This window comes from Grimontia sedimenti, from assembly GCF_011045095.1.
In the GTDB taxonomy this organism is placed as follows: domain Bacteria; phylum Pseudomonadota; class Gammaproteobacteria; order Enterobacterales; family Vibrionaceae; genus Enterovibrio; species Enterovibrio sedimenti.
The window spans coordinates 1-24418 of the sequence record NZ_JAALDL010000016.1 but is presented as its reverse complement, the minus strand read 5'-3'; the positions used below and the strand labels follow the sequence as shown (position 1 = coordinate 24418).

Sequence of the window (24418 nt, the reverse complement as noted above, 5' to 3'; positions counted from 1 at the left end):
GGAAATCCCAACCGGAAATCATGGTTCTTTGTTCGGCTTGAGGCAACGAAAAATAGCCCCAACCGTTGATAAGCCGCGTATTGTACTGCTTTAGTCAATCTGTGACCAGATCACGTTCTCCCCAAATTTTTTAGTGGATTTAGGGATGAGCAGCGCCTGCAGGAGTCGCATTTAAGTGAGGTGGCGCTAGAATGGGCGCAGGAATTTTAGAGATTGTGTTATGAAACAATTCGATATTATCGTCGTTGGCGGTGGCATGGTCGGTGCTGCCACAGCATTGGGCCTTGCTAAGCAGGGTAAACGCGTCGCCATGGTTGAGCGAAGCGAGCCAAAAGCCTTTTCTCCTGAGCAGCCGATGGATCTCCGTGTGTCTGCGATTTCTCCTGCCTCTGTCTCTTTGCTCAAATCCCTGAAAGTTTGGGATGACGTGCTGAACATGCGTCTTTGCCCGTATCGACGTCTGGAAACCTGGGAACATCCTGAGTGTCGTATCCGCTTCAGTGCAGATAGCATGGATTTAGCAGAACTCGGTTTCATTGTCGAAAACCGTATCCTGCAACTCGCACTTTGGAATGCTTGCTTGGCGCAAGAGAATCTGGAAGTACTTTGCCCGGGCAATATTGTCGCTATGCTTGCCGACTCCGAAGGGCACGTTGTTGAATTGGAAGATGGCACTTTGCTTCATGGCCGTTGGCTGGTCGGAGCGGATGGGGCGAATTCCCGTGTACGTGATTACGCCAAAATTGGTGTGACTGCGTGGGATTACCGTCAGCATTGTATGTTGGTGAATGTTAAAACTGACCTGCCACAGCAAGATATTACCTGGCAGTGGTTCACCCCTGATGGCCCGAGATCTTTCCTACCTTTGCCTGGGCATCAAGGTTCACTGGTGTGGTATGACAGTCCATCACGCATAAAAGCCTTGTGTGCCATGTCGCCAGAGGCGCTAAAGGAAGAGATCCTTGCGCACTTCCCGCAAGAGCTGGGTGATATTGAAGTCATCCAACAAGGCGCGTTTCCATTAACCCGTCGGCATGCCCAGCGTTACTTCAACAAGAATGTGGTGATATTGGGAGATGCTGCCCACACTATCAATCCGCTGGCAGGGCAGGGTGTAAACCTCGGCTTTAAAGACGTGGATGCTTTACTGGATGTGGTCGCCGATGCAGGTGTCGAGTGGCTGAATGAAGACGTATTGGCATCTTACGAGCGCAAACGTAAACCGGATAACCTCATCATGCAAACCGGTATGGATGTGTTCTATGGCGGGTTTAGCAACGAAATTGCGCCGCTTAAACTATTGCGCAATGTCGGCTTAAAGTTGGCGGAAAACAGTGGGCCGGTTAAGCAACAGGTTCTTAAGTACGCTATGGGCCTTTGAATTACCTGAATGGCGATAAACTGTCTTGTGTATCGCCATTTATCCAGCGTCAGTCATGTCGCTAAATCTGCTCGTTGAGCTACGACTATGTACCACAGAATGTTCTTAGTACACGCTCTTCCGGTGCTGGTGGCGTTTGTAAATCACGGTTTTCTTCGCTGATGGTATAAGGCGTTTTCAGTGCTTCTGCCAGTCGGTGGAATAGCGCAAAGTCGTTCCTTTCCATCGCATCCTCAATCGCTTTTTCCACCTGATGGTTTCGGGCAATTAAAGCGGGGTTGGCTTCTCGCATTGCCTTTAGTGCTGCTTCACTATCATCTTTAAGTGAATGCCACTCACTGATCCAAATCTGACCTTTTTCCTGATTGTCGAACAGGGAAAGCAGTTCAGTTTCTTCCTCTCCATTGGCAACACGTGTCAGCGCATCGAAGAACAGTGTGAAGTCGATACGCTCAGATTCCAGCGTTGGCAGTGCTTGATTAACAAAGGCATCAGCTTCTTTGGAATTCGAAGTGATCGCGAGCTTGGTCATCAACCCCTTTTGGAACAGCTCCTGGAAGGTGACGATATAGGTTTGTAGTTTATCTTCCGCAATCTTCACCGCCTCATCCGAGTCGTCAGCAAACAGCGGCAGTAAAGTTTCTGCAAAGCGTGACAGGTTCCAGTAGCCGATATTGGCTTGCTGATCCCAAGCGTATCGGCCATCGCGGTCTATCGAGCTGAATACTTTCTTGGCCTTGAATTCATCCATAAAGGCACAAGGGCCAAAGTCGATGGTTTCGCCAACCAGAGACATATTGTCGGTGTTCATGACGCCATGGATAAAACCAACCAGCATCCATTGAGAAATCAACTGTGCTTGCCGAACGGCAACGGCTTCAAGTAAGGCTGGGTATTTATCTTCATGACTGGCCACTTCCGCGAAGTGATGTTCGATAAGGTGATCGGCAAGCGCTTGGACGCCATCTTTACCCATCTTGGCATAAGCATATTGAAAAGAGCCCACGCGAATGTGACTGGCACCTGTGCGAACCTGAATACCGCCCGGCACCATTTGGTAATCGCGCATCACGGACTCGCCAGTACCCAGAATGGCAAGGGTGCGGGTGGTTGGTATACCAAGCCCCGCCATGGCTTCGCTGATGAGGTATTCGCGTACTACAGCCCCAACCGTTGCTCTTCCATCGCCACCTCGCGAATAAGGGGTTCTGCCGGAGCCTTTCAGTTGCACATCAATGAATGCACCATCCGCGTTTTGAAGTTGACCCAGCATATGTGCGCGGCCGTCCCCAAGCAGTGGCGAGTAGTGCCCAAATTGGTGACCCGCATAAGCCATGGCAACAGGGCTTTCACCGTCATAGTCGCCATTGCCTGCAAGAAAGTGAATGCCTTTGGCATCTTCAAACCAGTTGCTCGACAAGCCATATTCATCAAGTAATGCTTTGTTAAGGGCTAAAAGAGAAGGCGACTCCACGCGACGCGGCGCGAGGGGGGAATACATCTCTTCCGGTAATGAAAGATAGACTTGATGCTTGATAGGATTTTCGAACGACGCCATGACTGCTAATTCCTTGTTCCGAATACTTCAAGCGTACAGGGATTGCAGCGGCTTTCAACCACGTAAGGTTTGGGGAGAAACTCTTAAGATCAACTGACCCTAGGTCTAAAACGAGAAAAGCCCGCTAGAAGCGAGCTTTTAAATATGGCTGGGGTACCTGGATTCGAACCAGGGAATGGCGGCATCAAAAGCCGCTGCCTTACCGCTTGGCGATACCCCAATTGTTTTTATGCTTCTCAGCAAAGGTTTGGTGCGAAGGGAGAGACTTGAACTCTCACGTCCGTAAGGACACTAACACCTGAAGCTAGCGCGTCTACCAATTCCGCCACCATCGCAAACCTAATTGTCTGTCAGTTTTTAACCTTGTCTGACTCTCTTTTAGAGCAAGGGGATTGGTGCGAAGGGAGAGACTTGAACTCTCACGTCCGTAAGGACACTAACACCTGAAGCTAGCGCGTCTACCAATTCCGCCACCATCGCAATCCGAATTGTTGTCAGTTTTTAGCCTTGTCTGACTCTCTTTCGAGCAAGGTATTTGGTGCGAAGGGAGAGACTTGAACTCTCACGTCCGTAAGGACACTAACACCTGAAGCTAGCGCGTCTACCAATTCCGCCACCATCGCAAATTTTGTTTTCCCAGACTGAAAGCCTTCGCTTTCTGAGAATCGGTAGTTTCTCTTATCTGGCTGAAAGTCTCAAGACCTTCAATATTAGTGGTGGCTACGACGGGATTCGAACCTGTGACCCCATCATTATGAGTGATGTGCTCTAACCAACTGAGCTACGTAGCCAACCTGAAATATGGCTGGGGTACCTGGATTCGAACCAGGGAATGGCGGCATCAAAAGCCGCTGCCTTACCGCTTGGCGATACCCCAACAGTTACTTTGCCTTAGCAAAGATTTGGTGCGAAGGGAGAGACTTGAACTCTCACGTCCGTAAGGACACTAACACCTGAAGCTAGCGCGTCTACCAATTCCGCCACCATCGCATATTTGCATAGGAAAGAAGATGGTGGCTACGACGGGATTCGAACCTGTGACCCCATCATTATGAGTGATGTGCTCTAACCAACTGAGCTACGTAGCCATCTTTACTTTCTGGGGTCTCCCCCTGAGTGCGGGGCGCATTATGCGAAGAAGGGCTGACAACGTCAACCTTTTTTCTTGGCTTTTTTTACCCATTTGGTGAGTTCGGTGTGAAATTGAGCAGGAAGGTTGAAATTCTAACAACTCAAGCTTGAAAGCGTTGCAAGTCCTTAACTTCGGGAAATAAAAAAGCTGGCAGAAGCCAGCTTTTTAATATACCCAAACACCCTGAAGATGCAGGATTCAGCGAGTTTGACTGGCGTTGTGATCGCGGCGTTCCTTTGTAGGTGTAGTCACCTCCATCAAAAAGGAACAACAAAGAGCACGGCGTCAGTCAACTCGCCCGAAGGGAGACCCTCAATGCGCCCACTTCTTCGTTAAATTCCACGGAAATAGAATGACTATTCCTCGTAAAATTTGCCTCGAATTGAACGCATTGATGGCCTCTGAATACGAGCATCTTCAGGTCGTTTGGGTATAAGAGATTGTATTTGTAATTACACGTTAAAGCGGAAGTGGATAACGTCGCCGTCTTTAACGATGTAATCTTTACCTTCCAAACGCCATTTGCCCGCTACTTTCGCGCCTGCTTCACCGTTGTTTTCGATGTAATCGTCGTATCCGATGATTTCTGCACGGATAAAGCCTTTTTCGAAGTCAGTGTGGATCTTACCCGCAGCTTGTGGCGCAGTTGCACCGACAGGGATAGTCCAAGCGCGTACTTCTTTCACGCCAGCGGTGAAGTATGTTTGTAGCGTCAGCAGGTCGTAACCTGCGCGGATCACGCGGTTCAGACCAGGTTCTTCAAGCCCCATTTCTTCCAGGAACACTGCCGCTTCATCAGCGTCCAGCTCAGACAGTTCGCCTTCGATTTCTGCACAAACTGCCACAACAGTTGCGCCTTCTGCTTCAGCGATCTCGCGAACGATGTCCAGGTATGGGTTGTTTTCGAAACCATCATCATTCACGTTTGCGATGTACATGGTTGGCTTCATGGTCAGGAAGTTCAGGTAGTCAACCGCTGCGTGTTCTTCTTTGGTCAGTTCAACAGAACGCAGCATTTTGCCTTCTTCCAGCACTGGAAGTAGCTTTTCCAGTACCGCGATTTCGAATTTCGCATCGCGGTCACCGCCTTTCGCTTTCTTCGCTTGGCGCTGGATAGCGCGTTCACACGCTTCCATGTCAGACAGTGCCAGTTCGGTGTTGATAACATCGATATCGTCAGCTGGGTTCACTTTACCCGCAACGTGGATGATGTTGTCATTTTCAAAACAACGAACAACGTGGCCAATCGCGTCGGTTTCACGGATGTTAGCTAGGAACTTGTTACCCAGACCTTCACCTTTAGAAGCACCAGCTACCAGACCAGCGATGTCTACGAATTCCATTGTGGTTGGCAGGATACGTTGTGGGTTTACGATTTTAGCCAGTGCGTCCAAACGCAGATCTGGCACTGGTACCACGCCAGTGTTTGGTTCGATGGTACAGAACGGGAAGTTAGCCGCTTCAATACCTGCTTTGGTCAGAGCGTTGAACAGAGTTGATTTACCGACATTTGGCAGACCAACGATACCGCATTTAAAACCCATGAGATGGTAACCTTTCGTTGTATAAACAGTGAAAGCTCAGTCAGCTGACGCTTACTGAGCCTTAAATGTATGCAGGCGATTTTGCGCCTTGGCCAGATCTTCTTTCAGCAAAATGTCGATGCAGCGAACTGCTTCATCAACGGCTTGCTCGATTTGGCTTTGTTCGTTGGCAGGTGCTTTTGTCAGCACAAAACCCGCCACTTTGTCTTTGTGCCCTGGATGCCCGATCCCGACACGAAGACGATAGAATTCTTTGTTGTTGCCCATTTTGCTGATGATGTCGCGAAGACCATTATGGCCACCGTGACCGCCACCTTTTTTAAATTTGGCAACACCTGGTGGCAAATCCAGCTCGTCATGAGCCACCATGATTTCTTCCGGTTTGATTTGGAAGAATTTCGCCAGTGCAGCGACCGACTTGCCTGACAGATTCATAAATGTGGTTGGAACGAGTAGACGCAGGTCTTCGCCACCCACACTGATTCTGGCAGTCAAACCGAAGTATTTTTTGTCTTCTTTCAGCGACACGTTATGAATGCGCGCTAATTCTTCAACTACCCAGGCACCCGCATTATGACGGGTTTTTGTATATTCCGGCCCTGGATTTGCCAGACCCACTAAAAGACGAATTTTATCGCTCACGGTGAGATTCTCATTATTCTGTGTAGACAGTTTTATGCACAACGGTAAACCGCCCTGTGCCAAAAGCGGCTTATCCTACCACCAAGAGGCAGTTTTGCTCAAACGAAGAAACCATTTTGGGTGGGGTATGTTGGCCCTTCGATACGAATGTCGAAGGGCCGGAGAGTCTACCTATTTAAAACAGCGGTACTTCAACCATATGTGTGCTGAAAGCATGAATCCCAATATTCCGGTGACTTTCAGTTACGTTGATTGCTTCAGATCTGGCTAGCAGAAGAACTGAAACTTTGCATGATTCATAATCATTTTGCAGTTCAGAGAAATTGTAGCCGAACATATTAATTATCGAGTTTCGGTAGTCACTGTTAAGTCTTGTGGTGTCTTCATCAATGAAGACATTATGTTTAATAATATCGTAGCTGTATTCACCTGCAACTCTACATTGGAGCATTTCAGCGTTGTACGAATATATGTGGTTGGCGGATTCGGTTATCTCAATGTGAATATCGTTTCCGTTTGCTACGCCATTGGCAAAAATGTAGTCTGGCAGAGAGTCAATACTACCTTCCGCTACAGTCACGTCACCTCGTGCAAATGTGAATTCGTAAATGTTTGCAGTTCTGGAAATCGGAAAGGTGTAGTGGTTTCCCATTATGTCATTCCAATTATCTTCCAACATTAATGCAGAACCATCAGCATGAGCGGATATTTTGTCTGTGTCGCTCACCAGCAACCCTTTAATGCGGCCTGTTGAATTGTAGGCTGCGATAGTAGCCGTTCCTGTCACTGTATTAAAATTGTTATCGTAAACGATGTTGATACTGTACGAGAGATCTTTTGTGTCATAACCGGATGAGGTTTGGCTACCTGGAGTTGTTGCCGGGATGCTAACGATGTCTCCAGTGTTTGGTGATGTCACTCCATCGCCACCACCACCACCACCACATGCTGATAAAGCCGACATGCTTGCTAAAATCAAAAGTCCTTTTTTGCTTTTCATCTACAACACCTCAAATATAGAAATTAAATATATGTAACGGATTGCTGTGCGATTAAATAGGTATTGTTGGTGTCGTGTTGCGGCGCGGGAATGGTTTTTACAATTTGATACAGGCAGATAGGGTAGGGTGTTTTTTTCTGCGAATTGCTTAACAAAAACGCCCCGCGAAAGCGAGGCGTTTCATCTGCAAAAGGGAGCGATTAAGAATCGAACATTGCAGAGATAGATTCTTCATTGCTGATGCGGCGGATTGCTTCAGCCAACATGCCTGACAGAGTCAGCTGAGACACTTTACCGGTCGCCTGCATTTCTGCGCTCAGCGGGATTGAGTCAGTGACGATCACTTCGTCAATCACAGATTCTTTGATGTTTTGAGGCGCGTTGCCAGAGAACACTGCGTGCGTTGCGTAAGCGAATACACGCTTCGCGCCACGGTTTTTCAGTGCTTCTGCTGCTTTACACAGAGTGCCACCGGTGTCGATCATGTCGTCAACGATGATGCAGTCACGGCCTTCAACGTCACCGATCAGGTGCATAACCTGAGAAACGTTCGCGCGTGGGCGGCGTTTGTCGATGATCGCAATGTCAGTGTCATCCAGCAGTTTTGCAGTTGCGCGTGCGCGTACAACGCCACCGATGTCTGGAGAAACAACGACTGGATCTTCCAGTTTCTTCGCCAGCATGTCTTCCAGAAGTACCGGCGTACCGAAGATGTTGTCTACTGGTACGTCGAAGAAGCCTTGGATTTGCTCTGCGTGCAGGTCAACAGTCAGAACGCGGTCAACACCTACGTTAGACAGGAAGTCTGCGATAACTTTTGCAGTGATTGGCACACGCGCAGAACGCACACGGCGGTCTTGGCGAGCGTAGCCGAAGTAAGGGATTACTGCAGTGATTCGGCCAGCTGATGCGCGACGCAGTGCGTCGATCATCACAACCAATTCCATCAGGTTGTCATTGGTAGGCGCACAAGTCGACTGGATAACGAATACGTCGCTACCCCGTACGTTTTCATTGATTTGTACACACACTTCACCGTCAGAAAAACGACTAACAGTAGCGTCACCTAGTGACATATATAGGCGATTCGCAATGCGTTGGGCGAGTACAGGCGTTGCATTACCAGCAAACAGCTTCATATCAGGCACGGTGGAAAACCTCGGGGTTGCATCCATTGAGTGTTGTCTGTCTCATTGTACTTTCAGTGTCGATAGCAGTGGTGAGGTATTCACACCACGTGCGACAAAGCCAGTGAGCCAGTCGGGCAATTTGTTTAAGGTGGCTCGCGCGTCCTCTTCGTTTTCGAATTCTGCGAAAACGCAGGCGCCGGTCCCGGTCAGTCTCGACGGCGCGTATTCTAGCAGCCACGAAATAGCCTTATCAACCTCTGGAAACAACTCTCTGACTATCTTTTCGCAATCGTTTTCGTAATTTGCCGCCAACAGCGCATTTAGTGTGCGTTTTGGTGTATTGCGAGTCAGTGAGGGGTGACCAAAAATTTTTGCGGTGGCAATGCTCACCTCAGGCTTGGCTACCAGATACCACTTCTCTTCTGCTTCGGCAGGTTGGAGCAATTCTCCAACCCCTTCTGCAAACGCTGTGGTACCGCGCACAAATACAGGGACGTCCGCGCCCAGTGCCAGCCCCATACCGGTTAACTCATCAACAGAAAGCCGGGTTTCCCAGAGGTGATTGAGGGCGACTAATGTGGTGGCAGCATTGGAGGAACCACCACCTAAACCGCCGCCCATTGGCAACACTTTTTCGACGTGAATGTGCGCGCCCAAGGTACATCCGGTTTTTTCTTTGATTGCCATCGCTGCGCGATAGATCAGATTTTCTTCAACCGGGACGCCTTCAATTTCCGGTGACAGGGTGACTTCGCCACTGTCATTGGGGGTAATGGAAAGCGTGTCGCCGTAATCTAGAAACTGAAAAAGGGTTTGCAGATCGTGATAGCCATTATCGCGCTGGCCGGTGATGTACAGGAAAAGGTTAAGTTTGGCCGGTGCTGGCCAAACAGACGTGGTTTGTGTCATTGAGGTAAAACCCATTCAGAAATCACCAGATTCACTTTTTGCTGGTGCTGATTCATTTTGATTTTCGATGGCAGTAGGTTGTTGGTATCAGCATCGTAGCCAGTGTATTCCAACTGCCAGCCAGCCTGATTGGTATCGGCTTTGTCTTCACTCAGGAATGCCAAGCGGTTATCTGCGCCAAGCGTATATTCGTTTTGTTCTGCAGGCAGCCCTTTGACCCACTGCATCATCTCGTCAACGGGCAGGGCAATACCTGTCAGTTGCTTTAAAAGACTTGCGGCGTTTCTACCGACATAACGTTCACCGTCGCCATCGACCAAAACTGCAATGTCGGGGGTGGCATCCAGTTTAAACAGGGTAGTACCAAGGAAGTTGGTCAGGCGGAGTGAAAGCTCGTCATCTTTTTGCTCCCAAACAAAATTGGCAGAAACGCGCTGTTCTGGACTAATCAGCGCTACTTTGCCTTTAGCAGTGAAGTCAGTAATTTCTGCCAATGCCTTTTGATGAGTTTGCCACTCGGTTTGAGGAATAGGTTGGGTGGAACATCCGGTCAAACCCAATAGGGCGAAGAAAAATACAACCAAGACGCGATGACGTCTGAACATAGGCAAACTCCGTTTTCGGTTTTCTCAATCGAGAAGTGGTCTGATTATATACCCAAACGACCTAAAGATGCTCGCATTCAGAGGTCATCAATGCGTTCAATTCGAGGTAAGTTCTACGAGGAATAGTCGTTCTATTTCCGTGGAATTTAACGAAGAAGTGGGCGCATTGAGGGCCTCCCTTCGGGCGAGTTGACTGACGCGGTGCTCTTTGTTGTTCCTTTTTGATGGAGATGACTACACCTGCAAAGGAACGCCGCGATCACAACGCCAGTCAATCTCGCTGAATCCTGCATCTTCAGGTTGTTTGGGTATATCTGCGGCAGAGGTAAAAATCTCTCCAATACGATGTAGATATCACACCACTTGGACAAAGCCACATAATGCAATTTGTTACTTGTTGAAAAAATGGACGAATATGTTGTTGCGAAAGCGGAAAAGTCACACTTCTGCTTGCTAACGAGAAGAGGGAGCTAATGTTATCTTTTATTCGACGGGCCCATAAAGTAAAATCCACGGCTCGGATTTCATCTGGTGCTGTCGGTAAACCTGCTTAATGAGCTTGTTAGTTCTCGGAATCAATCACAAGACCGCTGCGGTCGACCTGCGTGAGAAAGTCGCTTTTTCTCCGCAACAACTTCGCGATGCATTGCACCAGCTAAAAGAAAAGCAGGTAGTGCAGAGTGGGGTGATTGTGTCTACCTGTAACCGCACTGAAATCTATTGTGAAGTTGACCAGCCAAGCCCGGGTGTCGTCGTGGACTGGCTTCAGGACTTCCACCAACTCGACAGCGAAGCTTTGCTTCCTTGCCTTTATACCCACCATGACCAAGCGGCGGCGCAGCATTTAATGCGAGTGGCGAGTGGCCTTGATTCGCTGGTATTGGGTGAACCTCAGATTTTGGGGCAGGTTAAACAGGCTTACGCAGAATCTGTTGAGCAAAATTCAGTTAACGGTTCGCTGGAGCGTTTGTTCCACAAAACCTTTACCGTGGCTAAACGCGTTCGCACGGAAACAGATATTGGTGGCAATGCCGTATCAGTGGCTTTTGCAGCCTGTTCGCTGGCGCGTCAGATTTTCGAGTCACTCGAAACCTCTACTGCATTGCTGGTGGGAGCAGGTGAAACCATCGAGTTGGTTGCCAAGCATCTTTTCGAACACGACTGTAAGAACATTATTGTTGCTAACCGCACCCGCGAGCGCGCTAAACCGTTCGCAGAGGCGTTTGGTGCGGAAATTATTTCTCTGGAAGAGATTCCAGAGCACATGCACAAAGCGGACATCGTGATCAGCTCAACTGCTGCGCCATTGCCAATCATCGGTAAAGGCATGGTGGAAAAAGCTATCAAAGCGCGTCGTCATCAGCCAATGCTGTTGATTGATATTGCCGTGCCGCGTGATATCGAAGAAGAAGTGGGTGAGCTGAACGATGCTTACCTCTACACCGTCGACGATTTACATTCGATTGTTGAGCGTAACCGTGAGCAGCGAAAAGCGGCCGCGATTCAGGCTGAAGCGATTGTTGATGAAGAAAGCGAAGGCTTTATGACATGGATGCGTTCCCGCGGAGCGGTGGACAGCATCAAACAATACCGTGCTCATTCGGAAGCACTGAAAGATGAATTGCTTAGCAAGAGCTTACAAGCCCTCGCCAGTGGCGCCGATCCACAGAAAGTGGTCGCCGAGCTGAGCAATAAATTAACCAATAAACTGATCCATGCCCCTACTCAGGCCATGCAGGAAGCTGCCAGAAATGGCGACGAGCGTACACTGGAAACGCTACGTCAGAGCTTAGGTCTGGATCCCCTGAAATAGTTTAAAGACCCACTATGAAATCATCGATTATCGCGAAACTGGAAGCACTCAGTGAGCGCTATGAAGAAGTGCAACATCTGCTTGGCGATCCGGGTGTTATCTCCGATCAGGACCGTTTCCGTTCACTGTCGAAAGAATATAGCCAGCTTGAAGAAGTGACCAAATGCTTCACTTCCTACAAACAAGCGGAAGAGGATCTGGAAGCGGCGCAGGAAATGGCGAACGAAGACGATCCTGAAATGCGCGAAATGGCGCAGGAAGAAGTGAAAGCAGCAAAGGCGGAAATTGAACGCCTGAGCGATGAGCTTCAGGTACTGTTACTGCCAAAAGATCCTAACGATGAGCGTAACTGTTTCCTTGAGATCCGCGCGGGTGCGGGCGGTGATGAAGCAGCGATTTTTGCCGGTGACTTGTTCCGTAGCTACAGCCGCTTTGCTGAGAAGAAAGGCTGGCGTGTTGAAGTGGTTAACGCCAACCACGGTGAGCATGGCGGTTACAAAGAAATGATTGCCAAAGTCAGCGGCGAAGGTGCTTACGGTGTGATGAAGTTCGAGTCAGGCGGTCACCGCGTTCAGCGTGTTCCTGCTACTGAATCTCAAGGCCGTGTTCACACCTCAGCGTGCACTGTTGCTATCCTGCCGGAAATTCCAGAAGCAGAAATCCCGGAAATTAATCCGGCTGATCTGAAAATCGATACCTTCCGTTCATCAGGAGCGGGTGGTCAGCACGTTAACACCACTGACTCGGCAATCCGTATTACCCACTTGCCAACCGGCACCGTGGTGGAATGTCAGGACGAGCGTTCACAGCACAAGAACAAAGCCAAAGCGATGGCGGTTCTGGCGGCACGCTTGATCAAAGCAGAAGAAGAAAAGCGTGCAGCTGAACAGGCTAGTACCCGCCGTAATCTGCTAGGTTCCGGTGACCGTTCAGACCGTATCCGTACCTACAACTACCCGCAAGGCCGAGTGTCTGACCACCGTATCAACCTGACGGTTTACCGTTTGGACGAAGTGATGGAAGGCGATCTGGATTCACTGATCCAGCCAATCATCCAAGAGTTCCAGGCAGACCAACTGGCGGCGTTGGCTGAGCAACACTAATGCCAACCAGCATTGAAAATGCGCTGCGTGGTGCAGCGCTTTTGTTAGCAGAGCATCAAAGCCCTTCTCCACGCATTGATGCCTCTGTGCTGCTTTGTCATGTCCTCGATAAGCCAAGCAGTTACCTCTACACCTGGTCAGACAAAGCGCTGAGCGACGAAGAGGAAACTGTGTTTAACGCACTGCTCGAGCGTCGCAAAGTCGGCGAGCCTGTTGCTTATATCATTGGCTACCGTGACTTCTGGTCGTTACGCTTGAACGTGGAGCCCAGCACCCTTATCCCAAGGCCGGATACCGAAAGGTTGGTAGAGCTGGCATTGGAGCGCTTGCCACAAGGTGAGGGCTCTGTGTTGGACTTGGGCACAGGCACGGGCGCGATTGCGTTAGCGATTGCCAGTGAGCGCAAAGACATGGCCGTGACCGGTGTTGATCTTCGTGATGAGGCGGTTGCACTGGCTGAGCGCAACAAGGTTGAAAACGGCATCACCAATGCCCAATTTATGCAAAGCAGCTGGTTTGGCAATGTGCCTGAGCATCGCTTTTCCATGATTGTCAGCAACCCTCCGTATATTGACCCGGAAGACCCGCACCTTTCGCAAGGTGACGTTCGCTTTGAACCGAAGTCTGCATTGATTGCGGATGAGCACGGTTTAGCGGATATCCGTGTCATCTGTCAGCAGAGCCCTGAGTATCTGACAGATAATGGCTGGCTGCTTATCGAGCATGGCTACGATCAGGGCGAAGCGGTTCGCGCGATTTTTTCTGAAGCAGGATTCAGTGATGTTGAGACGCAGCACGATTATGCTGGGCTGGATCGTGTTACCTTAGGGCGTTTTATTCGCTAAAACCCAAAACAACAAATCAAAAAGAGAGACCTACGGAATTATGTACGTTGCATTGAAGCATACTCACCTGATGTTTATCGCCCTGAGCGTGATCCTGTTTATCATCCGTTTTGCATGGCGCATGATGGACAGCAAAATGCTTGAGAAGAAATGGGTGAAGGTCGTCCCTCACGTGATTGATACCATTTTGCTGGGAACCGGTGTGGCACTGATTTTTGTCACCGGCTTCTATCCGTTCACGCCTCAAGGGATGTGGATGACTGAAAAACTGACGTGTGTTCTGGCATACATCGCTCTTGGCTTTGTTGCCATGAAATACAGTCAGGGAACCATGTTCCGACTCTTTGCTTTCTTTGGTGCTTTAGGTTGGGTATTTGCCGCCGCTAATTTGGCTATCACCAAAACACCACAGCTGTTGGGGTAAAAATGATCGGTTTTACTGACCAGGAATTAGATGAGCTGACCTTGGTAGAAGGTGCGCTTGCACTGAATGCTGCTATTGATCCGGCGACATCCATGCATTGGGTTCGGGCAGAGCTCGAACGGCTGGCAAAGGACGCTGAACATTTACTGGCTGGAGAAGCTAACGACGAATTGCGATTGGAAGGTCTGCTGCGCCTGTTCTACAAAGAATGGGGCTTCAAAGGCGATTTCGAACAGTACTTTTCGTCTGAAAATGCTTTTGTAGATAAAGTGCTGGAACGTCGCAAAGGCATTCCAGTGAGTCTGGGCGCAATCTTCCTGTTTTTCGCAGATCGCCTGGATTTACCGGTTGAGCCGGTCGGCTTTCCGACCCAACTTGTTCTGAAAGTAGATTGGTTCCACCGCGAGCCGCAATACATCAACCCGTTTGATGGCGAGTTTCTGTCTGAACGTGTATTACGCGGTTGGCTGGTGGGCAAAGAAGGCCCAACGGCTCAGCTTGAAGAAGAACATCTTGAGGTCTCGGACAACCCGACACTGATTGGCCGCTGGCTGGCGGTGATCAAAAGTGCGCTGCTTCGTGAAGAAAACTACGCGATGGCACTTCGCTGTAGCGAACTTGCGCTGACATTCAGTCCGGATGATCCTTATGAAATCCGCGACCGTGGCTATATTTTCCAGCAATTGAAATGTGACTGGGTTGCCGCGGAAGACTATGAATACTTTATTGCTCAGTGCCCGGATGATCCGGCAGCTGAGCTCCTGAAACTGCAGGTCAAAGTGTTGACTGCAGAAGCTCCTATTTTCCACTAATCAGGAAGTCACCATGACAACACAAAAAACGGTTCAGATTGGCGATACTCAAGTTGCTAACGACAAGCCATTTGTTCTTTTTGCCGGGATGAATGTGTTGGAATCTCGCGATCTGGCGATGCAGATCTGTGAGCACTATGTAGAAGTGACCCAGAAGCTGGGCATTCCATACGTGTTTAAGGCGTCTTTTGACAAAGCAAACCGCTCTTCTGTGCATTCTTACCGCGGTCCAGGCCTGGAAGAAGGCATGAAGATTTTCCAGGAACTGAAAGACACCTTCGGCGTGAAAATCATCACTGACGTTCATACCGAAGCGCAGGCACAGCCAGTGTCTGAAGTGGTTGACGTTATCCAGCTTCCAGCGTTCCTTGCTCGCCAAACTGACTTGGTTGAAGCAATGGCGAAAACCGGCGCAGTGATCAACGTGAAGAAGCCTCAGTTCATGAGTCCTGGTCAGGTGGGCAACATCGTTGATAAGTTCGCTGAGTGTGGTAACGAAAACATCATCCTGTGTGAGCGCGGCTCATGCATGGGTTATGACAACCTTGTTGTCGACATGCTGGGCTTCGACGTGATGAAGAAGGCGAGCAATGGTAGCCCAATCATCTTTGACGTGACTCACTCACTGCAATGCCGCGATCCTCTGGGTGCTGCATCTGGCGGTCGTCGTGAGCAAACCGTTGATTTGGCGCGTGCTGGTCTGGGCACCAAGATTGCAGGCCTGTTCATCGAAGCGCACCCGGATCCAGACAACGCACGTTGTGATGGCCCTTCAGCGCTGCCTTTGGACAAGTTGGAGCCATTCCTGAAGCAAATGAAAGCACTGGATGATCTGGTGAAAAGCTTCGACGATCTGAACATCCGTTAAGGATTGATTGTTCGAGAGATAAAAGAAAGCCGGCGAATGTGCCGGCTTTTTCGTGTCTGCGATTGAGTGACCGAACGTTATAACCTGAATCTGGCCAGTTCGTCATTGAGCTGACGAGACAGGCTCGATAGCGCCCTCGCTTGCTCTGTTGCATGATTGGCTTCGTCAGCCAGCTCATCCGACGCATTGCGCACAGCTTCTGTGTTGCGGGTGATTTCTGCGGTCACCAAAGATTGTTCTTCAGCAGCAGAGGCAATCTGGGTCGCCATGTCACTGATGGTAGAAACCGAAGTGGTGATTTGCGACAAGCTGTTGGTGGCGAAGTTAGCGTCTTCCACGCTGGTGGTCGCCAAATGACGGCTGTCTTCCATGATTTTCACTGCTGACTGGGTCGTGTTTTGCAGCGTTTCAATCGTCGCCTGGATTTCGCGGGTCGAGTTGTGTGTGCGCTGACTTAATACACGGACCTCATCGGCAACCACGGCAAAGCCTCGGCCTTGTTCACCTGCGCGGGCTGCTTCAATCGCCGCGTTCAGTGCCAACAGGTTGGTTTGCTCGGCAATATCTTGAATCGTAGAAAGAATAGAGTTGATGCTCTGAGTGTGGGAGTCCAGCTCAGCAATCACGCTGGTGGCAGACTCCACTTCCGTAGACAGGTTACCGATGGACTGCTGGCTTTGGTTCACTTGAGTTGCGCCTTCCTCTGAACAGCCGACAGCTTGCTTGGAAAGCTCAGCGGTGTTTTCTGCACTGCCTGCGATCTCCTGGGTTGCCGCGGCCATTTGATTAATCGCCGTCGCTACCATATTGATCTCATCCTGCTGACCGCGGATGCGGGTACTGCGTATATTCGCCTGCTCTGCGGCATGGGTTGCCTGCTCAGAGAGCGATTCACCGACACTCTTCAGGTGGGTCACCATGGTATGCATGTTGGCAACGAAGGTGTTGAAGTTATGCGCCAGTTGGCCGACTTCATCGTTGCTGTGTGGCGTCAGGCGCTGGGTGAGATCAGCATCGCCGCTGGCAATCTCTTCCATGGCTTTCGATACGCGGATGAGATCGCGGAAAAGTACGTTCACTAGCCAAGCTGACAGTGCCAGCACGACAAGTGTGACAGCAAAGCTTGTCAGGATCAGGGTTGTGACTGCTGAGTTATGTGATGAAAGCTCCGTGTCCATGTCCACTTCGATACCAATAATCCAATTGGCTTCCGGCAGCTCAGTAAAGAAGTAAGCCTTTTCCGTACCATTGAGAGAACTATTCAGCAGCGTGCCTTGTGCCATGGCTTCACGCACTTCTGTCATTGTCAGCGCGGCGTTGTACTGTGTTAGCGGTTTACCGTTCAGTGACGCATTGTTGTGGGCAATCAAGGTGCCATCTGCTGCGAACAGCATACCAAAGGCATTTTTCCCAAAATTGAATTGAGACAGGTCACCGACAATCTTTTGAAGGCTAATATCGCCACCTAGCACGCCTTTGAGCTTCCCGTTTTGATAGACAGGAGTTGCCAGCGTCACCATGGTTTCGCCAGTCAGGGCGTCGCGATACGGAGCGGTACAGATTGTTTTGTTCTCTCGCACCGCTTCGATGTACCAAGGACGCTGACGTGGATCGATATCAACGCTGGCACCGTTTGCGAGCGCCAAAGAACCATTGGTTTCTGCGAAGAAAGTCATCGCAAAGTCACCAGAAACCTGAAGCATGGCCAGTGCATTGATTTCGTCGTCGTGAGGTAGGGTTTCCACATAGCCTTCCATTGCCACATCATGGGCTTCCAGCCAGTTGGCAAAGCCTACGCGAGCGACTTGAGACATACTTTCTACGCGGTTTTCTAAGCCTTGATGAGTTTGGGTAGATAATTGGTTAGCAGCTAAGAAAGATAGGATAGTTGCCATCGCGACCACGGCGATAAGGCAGGTGCCTATCAGCTTCTGCTTGAGAGTCAGCGTCATGTTACATTCCTTGCATCGAACTCTTTGAAAAATAGAGGTGGGTTGTGCTGAGAATTTTTATTTTTCGCACAACATTCCGTATCGGCCTGACGAGAGGTTGCTTTAGGGGAAATGCGTAGTTTTTTACTGTCTTAAGCTAAGAAAATGTGAGTTTGCTTCAGCGTTGATTTTGGAGGGAAAAATAAACAGGAAAAGCGGCACTGGATGAGTAGCTCACAGAAGAGTATTTTCGCCTGTTACAAATTAGCTTGGACGTTTAGACGTCTATATGTTGACGCTCTATCGCTTTGGGATTACCCTGCGTTTCACTTCACAAAAAATATGCAACACAACATGACACAGAAGCAAACGAATATCGCGCCATCGGCGTTAGCACTTTTGCCCTTTGGGCTTTTCCTGTGCCTGTTTATAGGTACGGGCATTTATTTCTCGACCCAGAATGTCGATTTCGCCTTTTACCAACTTCCTGCACCGATTGCGGTATTGCCAGCCATTATGCTGGCCGTGCTGATGAGCAAAGAAAAGCTCAACGGCGCGATTGGTCAGTTTATTGAAGGTGTTTCCCATCGCGACATTACCGCGATGTGTCTGATTTACTTGCTGGCGGGGGCTTTCTCAGCAGTAGCAAAAGCAACTGGCGGTGTGGATGCTACCGTCAATTTAGGTCTGGCCATTCTTCCTTCCAGCTTTATTTTACCGGGCCTGTTTTTGATTTCTGCATTTATCGCAACAGCAATGGGTACCTCAATGGGCACCATCGCTGCGGTCGCGCCTGTGGCTTTAGGCATTGCTGATACGACAGGTATCGATGCGGCTCTGATGGCAGGTGTAGTGCTGAGCGGTGCGATGTTTGGTGACAACCTTTCTATTATTTCAGACACCACCATCGCGGCGACACGCTCTCAGGGCTGTCACATGAAAGACAAGTTCCGTGAGAACGTGAAAATTGCGGTACCTGCGGCTCTGGTAGCGCTGGTGATTTTCTTCTTTGCCAATGAAGTGACTCAAGCACCTGTTGCGGGTGAAATCGACTGGCTGGCGGTGCTGCCTTACCTGACCATTCTTGTATTGGCAGTATATGGCATGAATGTGTTTGTTGTTCTGACCATCGGTATCTTGTTTGCGGGTATTGTTGGTATGGCGCAGACGGCAGATTACAGCGTGATGGCATTCAGTCAGGACATCTACAAAGGCTTTGGCAACATGCAGGAGATCTTTCTGCTATCGCTGCTGATCGGTGGTTTGGCCGAGCTGATGCGTCAGCAGGGCGGCTTGGCGTTCGTAACAGATAAACTGAGCAAACTGATCCTGTCCCGTGCGGACAAAGAGACTGACAAAGGCTCTCCTCGTGCAAGTGAAGCGGGTATTGCTGCGCTGGTCAGCATGACTAACCTGTGTACCGCGAACAACACCGTTGCAATTATCGTGGCTGGTGGCGTGGCAAAAGAACTGGCTACCCAGCATGATGTTGAACCAAAACGCAGCGCCAGCTTACTGGATATCTTCTCTTGTGTGATTCAGGGCATTCTGCCTTACGGTGCGCAGGCGTTATTGCTTGGCTCTATTTTTGGGCTATCTCCATTGAGTGTTGTTAGTCAGTCGTATTACTGCTTTTTACTGGCTGTATCGGCGGCATTCGCGATATTACGAAGCAGAAAACAGCAAGCTTAAGACACTTTCCTGAGTCGTCATACACCTCAATTGTGGTCGATTTGTCTGCAGTTGAGGTGTTATTCGGTGATCCATGCGTCACTTTGCCTCTACCCATCTTTGATACCCAAACGAACTATTTAAACTACCCTGTGAAAAAAGCGGTTTTGTGTTCGCGCTGACATTAATTCGGCGCGGCTCTCGCTTCGTAGTAATAACGAATATAGGTATCACCATGAAAGAACGCCTCTCTCTAAAACTGGCCATTAGTGCTGCGTTACTTGCCTCAGTGGCAGGCTGTTCAACCACCACTGAAACAACGGAAGTTGTACCAGGTTGGCAACCAGATACCACTTACAAAGTGACCATTCTTCATACCAACGATAATCACGGTCGCTTCTGGCACAACCGCCACGGCGAGTACGGCATGGCTGCGCGTAAAACGCTGATCGACAATTTACGCGATGACGCCGAAGCTCAAGGTGCAGCAGTGCTGCTTCTGTCTGGTGGTGATATCAATACCGGTGTTCCTGAGTCTGATCTGCAAGATGCAGAACCCGACTTCAAAGGCATGACCATGATCGGTTATGACGCAATGGCTTTGGGTAACCATGAATTCGATAACCCGTTGGATGTGCTTGAGCAGCAAATGGAGTGGGCTGATTTCCCAATGTTATCAGCAAACATCTATGACAAAGCCACTGGCGAGCGTAAATATCAGGCTTACCAAATGTTTGAACGCAACGGCTTGCGTATTGCGGTTATAGGTCTGACAACAGAAGACACCGCGAAAATCGGTAACCCTGAGTTCATCGGTGAGTTGGACTTCCGTGATCCTAAAGAAGAAGCGAAAAAGCTGATTGCTGAACTGGAAGAAACCGAGAGCCCTGACATCATCATCGCTGCAACGCACATGGGCCACTACGAAGATGGCCGACGTGGTATCAATGCTCCCGGTGATGTGGCACTGGCTCGCTACCTGAATGAAGGCTCGCTGGACATGATTGTGGGTGGTCACTCACAAGAGCCTGTTTGTATGGAAGGCCCGAACATGTACAACAAGTCGTTCAAGCCGGGCGACGAGTGTAAGCCAGACAACCAAAACGGCACCTGGATTGTTCAGGCGCATGAGTGGGGCAAGTATGTAGGTAAAGCGGACTTTGAATTCCGCAACGGCGAGTTGAATCTGGTGTCTTACGACCTTATCCCAGTGAACCTGAAGAAGAAAATCAAGGTTAACGGTGAGAAGAAACGAGTCTTCATCCAGAACGAAATTCCTAAGGACAAAGCGCTGTATGACTTCCTGAAACCTTATCAGGATAAAGGTCAGGAACAACTGAGCGTGAAAATTGCAGAAACCAATGGTCATCTGCAAGGTGAGCGTAACGTGGTTCGCTTCCAGCAAACTAATCTGGGCCGCCTGATTGCAGCAGCGCACAAAGATCGTGCTAAAGCAGACTTCTCGGTAATGAACTCCGGTGGTGTGCGTGCGTCAATCGAAGAAGGTGATGTGACCTACAAAGATGTGCTGACCGTTCAGCCATTTGCGAACATGGTGACTTACACCGACATGAGCGGTGCAGAAGTGCTTGATTATTTGAACGAAGTGGCAACCAAGCCAGTTGACTCAGGTGCTTACGCGCAGTTCTACGGCATCTCAATGACAGTGTCACCTGATGGCGTGAGTGATGTTGTGATTGGCGGTGAGCCGCTGGATGCAAACAAAACTTACCGCTTTACCGTGCCTAGCTACAACGCAGCCGGCGGCGATGGTTACCCGAAACTGACTGACCACCCTGGCAACGTGAACACCGGCTTTGTGGATGCAGAAGTATTGAAGGATTACCTGGAGAAAAATTCTCCAATTGATGTGAACAAGTACGCGCCAAATGGCGAAATTACTTACAAGTAATCACATTATTCCCTCGCGAGGAAGCTCGCGATAGAGACAAAAAGGCACTGGTGACAGTGCCTTTTTTTATGTCATTATCAGCGGGATAAAGCCCTGAACTCTTGATGGTTTATTTCAAGAGCAGAATCAGAGAGAAAGGATATGACACCGGCAATTAAACTGGCGGAAAAATCAGGCATTCACTTTCACGTTCACAGTTATGAACATGACCCGAATAACACCAACTTCGGGTTAGAAGCGGCAAGTGTGATGGGGCAAGACCCGGCGCGCGTTTTTAAAACCCTGCTGTTTGCGATGAACGGTGACCCGAAAAAGCTGGCTGTTGCCATTGTGCCGGTTTCTGGTCAGTTGGACTTAAAAGCAGCAGCGAAAGCTGCGGGTGCAAAGAAAGCCGAAATGGCGAACCCAACCATCGCAGAAAAGACGACAGGTTATGTCGTAGGTGGCATCAGTCCGCTAGGTCAAAAAAGGCGTTTACTGACGCTTTTGGATGATACAGCTCAAGCCTTTGAAACCATTTACGTCAGCGCGGGCAAACGTGGCCTTGAAATTGAACTTTCTCCCTCAGATATACTCTCACTGACACAAGGAAAATTTGCCGCGATCGGCAAGGAGGGGTAGTTCATGCGCAAGAGTTGGTGGGTATTCGTTATGTTGGGTTTACCTCTGACGGCCTTTGCTGGAAAAGAACATTCTGCATTGATGGCATGCTACAAAGCATCTGAGACAAACGTTGAAGTCACTGCCTGTCTGGATAACCACTGGAAGGTGGCACAGGACGCATTGAACAAGACGGAAACCGCGCTTAGAGCACATTTTAAAAAGTTGGATGAAGTATCATCGGCGTCCGACGCGCTCCCCATTTTGACGAGCTCAATGGAAGGGTTCCAATATTGGCGTGAAAACCAATGTAAAATGGTGGAGGCAAGCTATGCCTCAGGCTCCGGCAGTGGGCAGGGTTACCTTAACTGCATGATTGAATTGACGAATGAACAGATCATTCGCCTGAATAGCCTGATGGGCGTGAAAGGAGGCGCTAAGTGACATTTTCCGTGTGGCTTGGTCTGGCATTGGTGTGTATTTTAGGGGCAGTTTCCCCAGGACCGAGCCTTGTGGTGATGATGCGACACAGTCTGGCAGGAGGCCGCTTACACGGCATTGTTGCTGCTTGGTCACATGCGTTGGGTGTTGGTTTCTATGCGTTGCTAACACTTCTTGGTCTAGCCGTTATCCTCAAAGAATCCCCCACGCTTTTTACCGCTATCGCCTATGCGGGTGCCGCTTATCTTGCCTGGCTTGGCATTAAATCTCTACGCGCGAAAGGTGGAGTCGCAGCCAAACTGGAGAAAGGCGAAAAAACCACCCTATGGGAAGCGGCACGTGATGGCGCCATGATCTCCGTTCTCAACCCTAAACTGGCACTTTTCTTCCTTGCCCTCTTCAGTCAGTTTGTTGCCATCGGCACCGATACGTTCAGTCGTGCGGTGATTGTGATAACACCGTTTGCCATTGATGGTCTTTGGTATACCTTAGTGACCTTGGCGCTCTCGTCTCCACTTATGCTGGAAAAACTGAAGCAAAAAGCGGTGCTCATTGATCGTCTGTGTGGCGTCGTGCTCATTGGTCTCGCGCTTCGGGTTGTTGTGACGCTATAGGTAGACAATATCCAGAACAAAAAACAGGAGCCAATGGCTCCTGTTTTCGTTTGGGTATAAGACATTAACTGCGGCGGTTGAGGTGTCGCTCCCGCGTCTCCAGTTTCTTTTCCTGACTCTTTTTAATCATCACATAGACTGCGCCGGTACCACCTTGATGACGCTGTGCAGAGTGGAAGCATTGCACGTCGGTGATCTGTTCCAGCCACTGGCAGACATAGCTTTTCATCATAGCAGGTGGATTAGAGCGTTCGCCTTTTCCGTGCACAATGATCACCGAGCGAATGTCCAAGCGTTGACATTGCTTTAGAAAGCGCAGGATTTCATCTCTAGCATCTTTCAGCGTGTATTTGTGCAGGTCGAGTCGGGCATGAATGTCATATTTACCCAGACGGAGTTTTCTGAACACACCATCCTGTACACCAGGGCGCTTGAAAGCCACGATATCGTCAGGTTTAAGCATCTTGGCGTAATCAATAGATAGATACTCTGGATCACCTTCAGAGAGGCTTTGAGCCGCGAGCTGACGTGCCAGCTGGGCTTCAGTCGGTTTGTGTGATTGTTGGGAGTTATCGACCGTATCGTGCTTGATAGGCGCGACGTCTGCCATCATCTCCCGAAATAAATCGAACTCGTTGTTGCCGTTCATAGTCGTAGCGGGTTGTTGGAGCATAGATTGAGTATAACGGCAAACAATTCTGAGGTCTCGTAGGAAGTGAATAACGCAATAGAGCAAAGAGTTACAACGGAAAATAATACGAAAAAGTCCCGTATGACTACGAGGCTTTGAATATTAGTCTGTGAGGAGTGATTCGATGAGACTTGCCGTCAAGCTGGGCGGCCTTCCGTACCCGACCCATCATGCGGGACGCATGAACATCCGCAGACGTAAAATGAAACGATAAGAAAAAGCCTCGCATTGCTGCGAGGCTTCGAATAGTGGTCGGTGAAGAGGGATTCGAGCGGGGCGGCCTTCCGTACCCGACCCATCATGCGATACGCATGAACATCCGCAGACGTAAAATGAAACAGATACGAAAGAGCCCCGCATTGCTGTGAGGCTTCAAAGAGTGGTTGGTGAAGAGGGATTCGAGCGGGGCGGCCTTCGGTACCCGACCCATCATGCGGGACGCATGAACATCCGCAGACGTAAAATGAAACAGATAAGAAAAAGCCTCGCATTGCTGCGAGGCTTCGAAGAGTGGTCGGTGAAGAGGGATTCGAGCGGGGCGGCCTTCCGTACCCGACCCATCATGCGGGACGCATGAACATCCGCAGACGTAAAATGAATCAGATAAGAAAAAGCCTCGCATTGCTGCGAGGCTTCGAAGAGTGGTCGGTGAAGAGGGATTCGAACCCCCGACCCTCTGGTCCCAAACCAGATGCGCTACCAAACTGCGCTATTCACCGACAATGTTGCTCAAGCTTATCGCTCAAGTCTTGAAAAGTGGTCGGTGAAGAGGGATTCGAACCCCGACCTCTG

21 protein-coding genes and 9 tRNA genes are annotated in these 24418 nt (G+C 49.7%); 12 read left to right on the top strand and 18 right to left on the bottom strand.

Annotation, left to right across the window (positions count from 1 at the left end; all coding sequences use genetic code 11):
* The first annotated feature begins 220 nt into the window (after window positions 1-220).
* Complete coding sequence (locus G5S52_RS18505; RefSeq protein WP_165017224.1) at window positions 221-1381, top strand: 2-octaprenyl-3-methyl-6-methoxy-1,4-benzoquinol hydroxylase; 1161 nt, start codon at window positions 221-223, stop codon at window positions 1379-1381.
* Between the two features lie 85 nt (window positions 1382-1466).
* Here the strand turns inward: G5S52_RS18505 and G5S52_RS18500 are convergent, their stop codons facing one another.
* The 15 genes from G5S52_RS18500 to lolB all read right to left on the bottom strand — a co-directional run bounded on the left by G5S52_RS18500 (window position 1467) and on the right by lolB (window position 9901).
* The gene (locus tag G5S52_RS18500) at window positions 1467-2939 is read right to left on the bottom strand and encodes a protein adenylyltransferase SelO (protein ID WP_165017221.1); all 1473 of its coding nucleotides are present in this window, start codon (window positions 2937-2939) and stop codon (window positions 1467-1469) included.
* A 145-nt stretch (window positions 2940-3084) separates the two neighbouring features.
* A tRNA-Gln gene (locus G5S52_RS18495) sits at window positions 3085-3159 on the bottom strand.
* 28 nt (window positions 3160-3187) lie between these two features.
* Window positions 3188-3274: transfer RNA gene (locus G5S52_RS18490), tRNA-Leu, on the bottom strand.
* 58 nt (window positions 3275-3332) lie between these two features.
* Window positions 3333-3419: transfer RNA gene (locus G5S52_RS18485), tRNA-Leu, on the bottom strand.
* Window positions 3420-3475: 56 nt separating this feature from the next.
* Window positions 3476-3562, bottom strand: a tRNA-Leu gene (locus tag G5S52_RS18480).
* Between the two features lie 91 nt (window positions 3563-3653).
* Window positions 3654-3730, bottom strand: a tRNA-Met gene (locus G5S52_RS18475).
* Between the two features lie 11 nt (window positions 3731-3741).
* A tRNA-Gln gene (locus G5S52_RS18470) sits at window positions 3742-3816 on the bottom strand.
* Between the two features lie 26 nt (window positions 3817-3842).
* Window positions 3843-3929, bottom strand: a tRNA-Leu gene (locus G5S52_RS18465).
* Between the two features lie 21 nt (window positions 3930-3950).
* Window positions 3951-4027 (bottom strand) — tRNA-Met (locus G5S52_RS18460).
* Window positions 4028-4523: 496 nt separating this feature from the next.
* A complete protein-coding gene (ychF, locus tag G5S52_RS18455) occupies window positions 4524-5615 on the bottom strand; it encodes a redox-regulated ATPase YchF (RefSeq protein WP_002542409.1) in 1092 nt (363 codons plus the stop codon).
* 51 nt (window positions 5616-5666) lie between these two features.
* Entirely contained in the window at window positions 5667-6257 is a 591-nt protein-coding gene (gene pth / locus G5S52_RS18450) for an aminoacyl-tRNA hydrolase (protein ID WP_165017219.1), read from the bottom strand.
* Window positions 6258-6432: 175 nt separating this feature from the next.
* On the bottom strand, window positions 6433-7257 hold the full coding sequence (locus G5S52_RS18445) for a hypothetical protein (RefSeq protein WP_165017217.1): 825 nt from the start codon (window positions 7255-7257) through the stop codon (window positions 6433-6435).
* A 200-nt stretch (window positions 7258-7457) separates the two neighbouring features.
* Complete coding sequence (locus G5S52_RS18440) at window positions 7458-8405, bottom strand: ribose-phosphate pyrophosphokinase (protein ID WP_002542407.1); 948 nt, start codon at window positions 8403-8405, stop codon at window positions 7458-7460.
* 42 nt (window positions 8406-8447) lie between these two features.
* The gene (gene ispE, locus G5S52_RS18435; protein WP_205743976.1) at window positions 8448-9311 is read right to left on the bottom strand and encodes a 4-(cytidine 5'-diphospho)-2-C-methyl-D-erythritol kinase; all 864 of its coding nucleotides are present in this window, start codon (window positions 9309-9311) and stop codon (window positions 8448-8450) included.
* Window positions 9293-9901, bottom strand: a complete 609-nt coding sequence (gene lolB / locus G5S52_RS18430) for a lipoprotein insertase outer membrane protein LolB (RefSeq protein WP_165017215.1) — start codon at window positions 9899-9901, stop codon at window positions 9293-9295. The genes ispE and lolB overlap by 19 nt, the downstream gene beginning before the upstream one ends.
* A 553-nt stretch (window positions 9902-10454) precedes the next feature.
* On the opposite strand from lolB, the gene hemA reads away from it, so the two are divergent.
* The 6 genes from hemA to kdsA are packed head-to-tail and all read left to right on the top strand — an operon-like array spanning window position 10455 to window position 15766.
* Complete coding sequence (gene hemA / locus G5S52_RS18425; RefSeq protein WP_002542404.1) at window positions 10455-11714, top strand: glutamyl-tRNA reductase; 1260 nt, start codon at window positions 10455-10457, stop codon at window positions 11712-11714.
* 14 nt (window positions 11715-11728) lie between these two features.
* Window positions 11729-12817: a peptide chain release factor 1 gene (gene prfA, locus G5S52_RS18420; protein ID WP_046307270.1), complete on the top strand. Its 1089-nt coding sequence runs from the start codon at window positions 11729-11731 to the stop codon at window positions 12815-12817.
* Complete coding sequence (gene prmC / locus G5S52_RS18415; RefSeq protein ID WP_165017213.1) at window positions 12817-13662, top strand: peptide chain release factor N(5)-glutamine methyltransferase; 846 nt, start codon at window positions 12817-12819, stop codon at window positions 13660-13662. The genes prfA and prmC overlap by 1 nt, the downstream gene beginning before the upstream one ends.
* Window positions 13663-13702: 40 nt before the next feature.
* Window positions 13703-14086, top strand: a complete 384-nt coding sequence (locus tag G5S52_RS18410) for a SirB2 family protein (protein WP_002542401.1) — start codon at window positions 13703-13705, stop codon at window positions 14084-14086.
* 2 nt (window positions 14087-14088) lie between these two features.
* Window positions 14089-14898 (top strand): SirB1 family protein, encoded by an 810-nt coding sequence (locus G5S52_RS18405; protein WP_062712748.1) that lies wholly within the window; start codon window positions 14089-14091, stop codon window positions 14896-14898.
* A gap of 13 nt (window positions 14899-14911) precedes the next feature.
* Window positions 14912-15766 (top strand): 3-deoxy-8-phosphooctulonate synthase, encoded by an 855-nt coding sequence (kdsA, locus tag G5S52_RS18400; protein ID WP_165017211.1) that lies wholly within the window; start codon window positions 14912-14914, stop codon window positions 15764-15766.
* A 77-nt stretch (window positions 15767-15843) separates the two neighbouring features.
* On the opposite strand, the gene G5S52_RS18395 is transcribed toward kdsA, so the two are convergent.
* The gene (locus G5S52_RS18395; protein ID WP_165017209.1) at window positions 15844-17718 is read right to left on the bottom strand and encodes a methyl-accepting chemotaxis protein; all 1875 of its coding nucleotides are present in this window, start codon (window positions 17716-17718) and stop codon (window positions 15844-15846) included.
* A 321-nt stretch (window positions 17719-18039) separates the two neighbouring features.
* Here G5S52_RS18395 and G5S52_RS18390 point away from each other — a divergent pair, with 321 nt between their 5' ends.
* From G5S52_RS18390 to G5S52_RS18370, 5 genes are all read left to right on the top strand, one after another.
* Complete coding sequence (locus G5S52_RS18390) at window positions 18040-19389, top strand: Na+/H+ antiporter NhaC family protein (RefSeq protein WP_438590728.1); 1350 nt, start codon at window positions 18040-18042, stop codon at window positions 19387-19389.
* 214 nt (window positions 19390-19603) lie between these two features.
* Window positions 19604-21280, top strand: a complete 1677-nt coding sequence (gene ushA, locus G5S52_RS18385) for a bifunctional UDP-sugar hydrolase/5'-nucleotidase UshA (RefSeq protein WP_165017205.1) — start codon at window positions 19604-19606, stop codon at window positions 21278-21280.
* Between the two features lie 141 nt (window positions 21281-21421).
* Entirely contained in the window at window positions 21422-21901 is a 480-nt protein-coding gene (ybaK, locus tag G5S52_RS18380; protein ID WP_165017203.1) for a Cys-tRNA(Pro) deacylase, read from the top strand.
* 3 nt (window positions 21902-21904) lie between these two features.
* The gene (locus G5S52_RS18375) at window positions 21905-22324 is read left to right on the top strand and encodes a lysozyme inhibitor LprI family protein (protein ID WP_062660668.1); all 420 of its coding nucleotides are present in this window, start codon (window positions 21905-21907) and stop codon (window positions 22322-22324) included.
* Complete coding sequence (locus tag G5S52_RS18370) at window positions 22321-22935, top strand: LysE family translocator (RefSeq protein ID WP_165017201.1); 615 nt, start codon at window positions 22321-22323, stop codon at window positions 22933-22935. The genes G5S52_RS18375 and G5S52_RS18370 overlap by 4 nt, the downstream gene beginning before the upstream one ends.
* A gap of 64 nt (window positions 22936-22999) precedes the next feature.
* On the opposite strand, the gene smrA is transcribed toward G5S52_RS18370, so the two are convergent.
* On the bottom strand, window positions 23000-23584 hold the full coding sequence (gene smrA / locus G5S52_RS18365; protein WP_165017199.1) for a DNA endonuclease SmrA: 585 nt from the start codon (window positions 23582-23584) through the stop codon (window positions 23000-23002).
* A 684-nt stretch (window positions 23585-24268) separates the two neighbouring features.
* Window positions 24269-24345: transfer RNA gene (locus tag G5S52_RS18360), tRNA-Pro, on the bottom strand.
* Window positions 24346-24418: the final 73 nt, after the last annotated feature.